The following is a 6,722-nucleotide window of genomic DNA, read 5'->3' on the forward strand; positions in this document are numbered from 1 at the left end:
TGCACCTCGTCGACCGAGGCCTGGACGAACTCGGTGGGATTGTAGGGCACCCGGATGCGGGCGTCGGACGGCACGTCCGCCTCCGACTCCTCCAGCACCTTCATGACCGCGTCGGCGGTGGCCAGGGCGTTGGAGCCCGGCTGCTGCAGGATGGCCATGGCCACGCCCGGCTCGCCGTCGAAGAAGGCCCGCATGTTGTAGTCCTGCGAGCCCAGCTCCACCCGGGCGACGTCGCGCAGGTGGGTCACCCGCCCGTCGGCGTCGGTGCGCACGACGATGTCGCCGAATTCCTCGGGACTGGAGAGGCGGCCCTCGACCTGCACCGGGAGCTGGTGCGCGGGGCTGTTCGCATCGTTCGGCGACTGGCCGATCATGCCGCCTGCGGCCTGCACGTTCTGCCGCCGCAGGGCCTGGATGATGTCCTCGGCGGTCAGCCCGCGCGCGGCGGCCCGGGCCGGGTCGATCCACACCCGCATGGAGTAGATGCCGCTGAAGAGCTGCACCCCGCCGACTCCGGGCACCCGCAGCATCCGGTCGCGCAGGGTGGTGTAGGCGTAGTTGCCGATGTGCTCGAGGTCGGCGTCCGGCGTCTTGGCCGACAACGCCACGACCATCAGGAAGCCGGTGAGCTGCTTGTTCACCGTCACGCCCACCTGGCGCACCTGCTCGGGCAGGCGCGGTTCGGCCACCGACACGCGGTTCTGGACCAGTACCTGGGCCTTATCGAGATCGGTGCCTTGGCGGAAGGTGACCAGGATCTGGGCCATGCCGTCGGCAGTCGAGGAGGAGGTCATGTAGAGCATGCCCTCGACCCCGTTGATCTCCTGCTCGATGGGGGCGGCGACCGTCTCGGCCACCGTCTCGGCGGAGGCGCCGGGGTAGACCGCGGTGATGGCGATCGTCGGCGGGGCGATGTCGGGATACTGAGCGAGCGGCAGGACGCGGAAGGCGAAGGCGCCGACCAGCGTGATGACGATAGAGATCACGGCCGCGAAGATCGGCCGGTCGATGAAGAACCGCGAAAAGCGCATGTCAGGCCCCTGCGACGGGGGTTGCGATGGCGGCGGCCGGCGGCGGCGCGGCGCGCGCGGCGGCGGCCGGGGCGGAGGTCGGCGTCAGCTTGGTGGTCCGCACCTGAACCTTCTGGCCCGGCATGATCCGCTGGACCCCGCCGACCACGACGCGGTCGGTCGGTTTCAGGCCAGCGCGGATGATCCGCAGGCCGCCCTGCAGCGGCCCGAGCGTGACCGGCCGCAGGCTGGTGGAGCCGTCGGGCGCCACCACGTGAACCGCGCGGCGCGCGCCGTCGGTCACCACGGCGGTGTCCGGCACCAGCAGGGCCGAATAGGCGGCGCCGCTCTCCACCCGGGCCCGGCCGAACATGCCGGGGCGGAGGAAGCCGCCGGGGTTTTCGACGACGGCGCGCATGCGCACGGCGCCCGAGCGGCCGTCGACGGCGTTGTCCAGGAAGTCGATGCGGCCCACCCAGCGGTGCTCGGTTTCGTCCTGCAGCCGGATCTGCACACGGCCCTGGCCGGCGCCGCGGCGCAGCCGCTCCAGCAGCTGGCCCTCGGAGGCGTCGAAGACGAAGTGGATGGGCGATACCGAGACGACGGTGGTCAGCACGTCCGCCTGCGATGAGCCGCCGGCGACGACGTTGCCGGGGTCCACCCGACGGTCCGAGACCACGCCCGACACCGGTGCGGTGACGCGGGTGAACTCCAGGTCCAAGGCGCGCGAGCGCACCGCCGCCTCGGCGACGGCGAAGGCGGCCCGGCGGTTCTCGTATTCCTCCTGGCTGATCGCCTGGGCCTTCAGCAGGGCCTCGGCGCGGCTGAGCTCGCGGCGGGCGAGGTCGGCCTGGGCCCGGGCGGCGGCGAGCTGGGCCTGGGCGGGGCGGGGATCGAGGGTGAAGAGCAGCTGGCCCTTCTTGACGAAGCTGCCTTCCGTGAAGTGGGCGGCCTGCAGGAAGCCGCCGGCGCGGGCGCGCACCTCCACGTGCTGGGGCGCGTCGAAGCGGCCGGGGAATTCCTGCCACTCGACGACCGTCTGCTGCAGCGGAACGGCGACTGAGACCTGAGGCGGGGGAGGGGCCGGAGCGTCCTGGCCCTGGGCGTTGCAGGATGCGAGCAGGATCGCGGCCGCACCCGCCGCCGCAACCGGCGCGAGCTTGTACAGCATGGATTATCCCCTAGGCTCCGGGGGAGGACAGGAGCCAAGTCAACGAGCGATGACTTGTATAAGGTGACGCCGGGTAGCGCGCGCAAGTCGGCTACCCGCCAAAACCGGAAAAAAGCCACATGATCCCGCCCAGCGTACTGCGCGCGCGCAACGCCATGGTGACCCGCCAGGCGATCCTCGACTGCGCGAGGGTGCGTCTGCGCGAGGAGGGCTACGACGCCGCCAGCCTGCGAGAGATCGCCGCCTGCGCCGGCGTTGATGCGGCCCTGGTCTCCCGCTACTTCGGCTCGAAGGAAGAGCTGCTCCTGGAGGTGCTGCAGACCGGCGGGCCGCCGATGGAGCTGTTCTCCGGCCCGCGGGAGGGCTTCGGCGAACGGGTGGCCGACCTGCTGGTTTGCGCCCCGCCGGACGACAGCAAGCTCGACTGCCTGATCATCATCCTGCGCTCGCTGTCGTCACAGGCCGCCGCCGAGGCGATCCGCAACTCGAGCCGGTCCAACTTCTACGCCCCGCTGGTCGAGTGGCTCGGCGGGCCGGAGGCGAAAATTAAGGCGACGATGATCGCCGCCATCATGAAGGGCGTCACCCTGACCCGCTTCATGGATGAGGGGTTCGGCTTCTCGGAAGCCGAGATGGCCCTGTTCCGCGACCGCCTCGCCGAGACCCTGCAGCGGGTCGTGGACGGCTAGGCCGGGACGTTCGTCTCCAGCTCCTCGAGCCACAGCCGGCCGGACGTATCCGAGGGCTGGCGCCAGTCGCCGCGGGGCGAGAGATTGCCGCCCGACACCACCTTCGGCCCATTCGGCATGGCCGAGCGCTTGAACTGCTGGGTGAAGAAGCGCTGCAGGAACACCCGCATCCAGCTCTTGATGGTCGCCAGGTCGTATTCGTTGCGGGTGTCGTCTGGATAGTGGGCGGGCCACTCGCCGGCCAGGCGGTCGCGCCAGGCGTGCCAGGCGAGAAACGCGATCTTCGAGGGCCTGAGGCCATAGCGGGTCAGGTGGAAGAGGTTGAAGTCCTGCAGCTCGTAGGGGCCGACGATGGCCTGGGTGCTCTGGATCTTGGCGCCCGGCTCGGCCGGCACCAGCTCGGGCGAGATTTCGGTGTCCAGCACCGACAGCAGAACCTGCGAGGCCGCCGCGTCGAACTGGCCGGTCTTGGCGACCCAGCGGATCAGGTGCTGGATCAGCGTCTTCGCCACCGAGCCGTTGACGTTGTAGTGGCTCATCTGGTCGCCGACGCCGTAGGTGCACCAGCCGAGCGCCAGCTCCGATAGGTCTCCGGTGCCGAGCACGAAGGCGCGCCGCTGGTTGGCCAGGCGGAACAGGTAGTCGGTGCGCAGCCCCGCCTGCACGTTCTCGAACGTCACGTCATAGACCGGCTCGCCCTTGGCGAAGGGGTGGCCCATGTCGGTCAGCATCTGCCGGGCGGCCGGACGGATGTCGATCTCCTCGGCCGTGACGCCCAGCGCGCGCATCAGCGCCCAGGCGTTTGACTTGGTGCCCTCGCTGGTGGCGAAGCCCGGCATGGTGAAGGCCTGGATGCCGGCGCGCGGCAGGCCGAGCGCATCAAAGGCCTTGCAGGCCACGATCAGGGCGTGGGTGGAGTCGAGGCCGCCGGAGACGCCGATGACGATCCGCTCGCCGTTGGTCGACTGCAGCCGCTTAATCAGCCCCTGCACCTGGATGTTGAAGGCCTCGTAGCAGTCCTGGTCCAGGCGGGCCGGGTCGTTCGGCACGAAGGGGAAGCGGTCGTTCGGCCGGATCAGCCCGACATCGGCGAAGCTCGGCTGGTGCGCGAACCGCACCCGGCGGAACTCGAACTCCGGGTGCCCGGCGGCCACCGCCGCGTCGTTGAAGGTCATGGTGCGCATGCGGTCGAGCCGCAGCCGCTCCACGTCGATGTCGGCGAGCACCATCTGGCTCTTCGCCGGAAACCGCTCGGAGGCCACCAGCAGGCCGCCGAGCTCGTAGATCATCGCCTGGCCGTCCCAGGCCAGGTCCGTGGTGCTTTCGCCCGGCCCCGCGGCGGCGAAGACATAGGCGGCCTGGCAGCGCATCGATTGGCTGGCGCAGAGCATCGCCCGCTCCTCGGCCTTGCCGACCAGCACGTTAGAGGCCGACAGGTTCAAAAGGATCAGCGCGCCGGCCAGGGCGCCGCCGATCGACGGCGGGGCGGCGAACCAGAAGTCCTCGCAGATCTCCGCGTGGAAGACGAAGTCGGGCAGGTCCTCGGCCTCGAAGATGAGGTCGACGCCGAACGGCGCGGTCTGGCCGGCGAAGGCGACGTCCAGCCCCCTCAGCCCGATGCCCGAGGCGAACCAGCGCTTCTCGTAGTACTCGCGGTAGTTGGGCAGGAAGGACTTGGGCACGACGCCCAGCAGCCGCCCGCGGGAGATGACGGCGGCGCAGTTGTAGAGCCGCCCGTTGCGCCGCACCGGTACGCCGACCACCAGCACCGGGGCCAGCTTGCGGCTCGCCTCGATCAGCGTGGCGACCGCGGTCTCGACGTCGTTCAGCAGGGCGTCCTGCAGGTGCAGGTCGTCGATGGCGTAGGCGCTGATGCTGAGCTCCGGGAACAGCATCAGGTCGACGCCCTTCTCATGCCCCTCGCGGGCCAGGGCCAAGGTCTCGTCGGCGTTGGCCTTGGGGTCGGCGACCGTAACCCTGGGCGTACAGGCGGCCGTCCGCACGAAGCCCTGGCGGTGGATGGAGAAGAAGCGGTCGGTCTTAGCCATAGGTCCTTACTTAAGCTGTGAGCGGCTGAGCCCCAAGTCGGCTGCTGCTGGACCCAAAGACGAACGTGGCCGTTTGGCTCCGGCACGTAGCGTCAGGCCGGCATGATCGAGACACGCGAACAACTCATCCACGTCCTCACCGAGGCTGCTCAGATCGAGCACAACCTGCTCTGCTCCTACCTCTACGCGGCCTTCAGCATGAAGCGGGCAGGTGAGGCCGGCCTGACCAAGCTGCAGGGGGCCGCAGTGGAGCGTTGGCGCAAGGTGATCCTCGGCGTCGCACTGGAGGAAATGGCCCACCTGGCGACCGTCAACAACCTGCTGCTCGCGGTCGGCGGCGCACCTCATCTGGATCGGCCCAACCTGCCGCTTGCGCCCGGTTATCACCCAGCCGGCATTGTCGTTCGCCTCACGCCGTTCAGCCGCGCCACGCTCGACCACTTCATCTTCCTGGAACGTGCAGGCCACCACCGCCTCGCGGACGCGCCCGGGTTCGAGCCTGTGGAGGCCCCCCGGACCCCGTCGGGCGGCAGGCTCACCCCGTCCGCCGAGGACTACGACACAATCGGCGAACTGTACGACTCCATCGCTGAGGGCCTGGAGCGCATCGCGCACCGCATCGGCGAGGCGCAGCTGATCGATCCGACCGGATCTGGACAACTCGACGCCGAGATCGCGGCGCTGCCGAACGTGGGTCGCCTCACCAGCCTGGCCTCGGCGCTCGAGGCGATTCACTGGATCAAGGAAGAAGGGGAGGGGTCGAGCGGGCAGACCGCCGATCTCGAAAGTCACTTCGACCGCTTCTGCGCGCTCCGCGAGGAGTGGCTCAGCCTCTCGGCGGCCGACCCCGATTTCGAGCCGGCCTGGCCGGCGGCCGAAGACCCGGTGATGCGGAAGCCTGCCGCCGGCCTGGCCCGTGTATGGGTGACGGCCGAGCCGGCCGCCGGCCTTCTCGACCTGGGCAACGCGCTTTACGGCTTTATGCTTCAGGTCCTCAGTCAGACCTTCGCCTGCGAAGACCGAGCCGACCAGGCGCGGCTGATGAAGGCCTGCGTCGAGCTGATGGAGGCTTGCGGCGCCGCCGGCAGCGCGCTTGCGAGGCTGCCCGCCAGCCCGGACCATCCCGGTGTGACGGCCGGCCTGACTTTCGCCTCCCCCCGGAACCTCGGCTTCCGCCCGGTCGGAGTGAAGCGCCGTCAGCTTTTCCTCGAGCGTGTGAGGGAGCTGCAGGCCGGCGCAGAGGCCATGGTCGCGCGGCTCGAAGGCGACGTTGTCGAGAAGCTTCCCCGCAGGTTGGCCAACGCCGCCGAACTCCTCGCCGGCGAGGGCTGACGGCGCGCCTACCGCCCCTCCGGAACGAGACGCCGCCAAGCTTGTTACTTCGGCATAGATCGGAGGCGCCCCGTGGCCGAGTTCCGCCCGCAAGACCCCATGTCGACCGCTAATTCGCAGAATCCATCCACGGCCAGTCCGGAGCCCCGAAGCTTCGCGGCCGCCGGCCCTGCGGACGCGCCGGCCAGGGACGCGCTCGAACTGCTCGCCGACGACCACCGCGAGGTGGACCGGCTGATCGCCGAATACGAGGCCTGCACGAGCCTGCTGGACAAGGTTTCGATCGTCGAGCGGCTATGCCTGTCGCTGACCATCCACGCCCAGATCGAGGAGGAGCTGTTCTACCCCGCCCTGCGCCAGGCCGGCGTCGACCGGCGCGACCTGGACGAAGCGGTGGTCGAGCACATGACCCTGCGCCAGTTCGTAGCCGACCTGGAGAGCGCCAGCGTCGACGATCGACTGATGGACGCCA

At 69.8% G+C, this 6,722-nt stretch carries 6 protein-coding genes; 3 read left to right on the forward strand and 3 right to left on the reverse strand.

All coding sequences use genetic code 11. The features are described from left to right. Both VHK87_RS10815 and VHK87_RS10820 read right to left on the reverse strand, forming a co-directional pair. Positions 1–1,031 (reverse strand): efflux RND transporter permease subunit (locus tag VHK87_RS10815; protein WP_329634905.1); only part of this gene is annotated, 1,031 nt, incomplete at its 3' end. 1 nt (position 1,032) lies between these two features. Beyond that, positions 1,033–2,181, reverse strand: a complete 1,149-nt coding sequence (locus tag VHK87_RS10820) for an efflux RND transporter periplasmic adaptor subunit (RefSeq protein WP_329634906.1) — start codon at positions 2,179–2,181, stop codon at positions 1,033–1,035. A 119-nt stretch (positions 2,182–2,300) separates the two neighbouring features. Here VHK87_RS10820 and VHK87_RS10825 point away from each other — a divergent pair, with 119 nt between their 5' ends. Then, positions 2,301–2,870 (forward strand): TetR family transcriptional regulator, encoded by a 570-nt coding sequence (locus VHK87_RS10825; protein ID WP_329634907.1) that lies wholly within the window; start codon positions 2,301–2,303, stop codon positions 2,868–2,870. Here the strand turns inward: VHK87_RS10825 and VHK87_RS10830 are convergent. Continuing rightward, positions 2,867–4,918 (reverse strand): NAD(+) synthase, encoded by a 2,052-nt coding sequence (locus VHK87_RS10830; RefSeq protein WP_329634908.1) that lies wholly within the window; start codon positions 4,916–4,918, stop codon positions 2,867–2,869. The genes VHK87_RS10825 and VHK87_RS10830 overlap by 4 nt on opposite strands. A gap of 102 nt (positions 4,919–5,020) precedes the next feature. Between VHK87_RS10830 and VHK87_RS10835 the strand changes: the two genes are divergently transcribed. Further along, positions 5,021–6,250 (forward strand): ferritin-like domain-containing protein, encoded by a 1,230-nt coding sequence (locus tag VHK87_RS10835; RefSeq protein WP_329634909.1) that lies wholly within the window; start codon positions 5,021–5,023, stop codon positions 6,248–6,250. Positions 6,251–6,349: 99 nt separating this feature from the next. After that, positions 6,350–6,722 (forward strand): hemerythrin domain-containing protein (locus tag VHK87_RS10840; RefSeq protein WP_329634910.1); only part of this gene is annotated, 373 nt, incomplete at its 3' end.

The organism is Phenylobacterium sp., assembly GCF_036263695.1.
Lineage (GTDB): Bacteria > Pseudomonadota > Alphaproteobacteria > Caulobacterales > Caulobacteraceae > Phenylobacterium.

Bases quoted from the DNA above. Each gene is read 5' to 3' on its own strand.
- VHK87_RS10835 (WP_329634909.1), top strand. From the start codon at position 5,021: ATGATCGAGACACGCGAACAACTCATCCACGTCCTCACCGAGGCTGCT.
- VHK87_RS10820 (WP_329634906.1), bottom strand. From the start codon at position 2,181: ATGCTGTACAAGCTCGCGCCGGTTGCGGCGGCGGGTGCGGCCGCGATC.
- VHK87_RS10825 (WP_329634907.1), top strand. From the start codon at position 2,301: ATGATCCCGCCCAGCGTACTGCGCGCGCGCAACGCCATGGTGACCCGC.
- VHK87_RS10830 (WP_329634908.1), bottom strand. From the start codon at position 4,918: ATGGCTAAGACCGACCGCTTCTTCTCCATCCACCGCCAGGGCTTCGTG.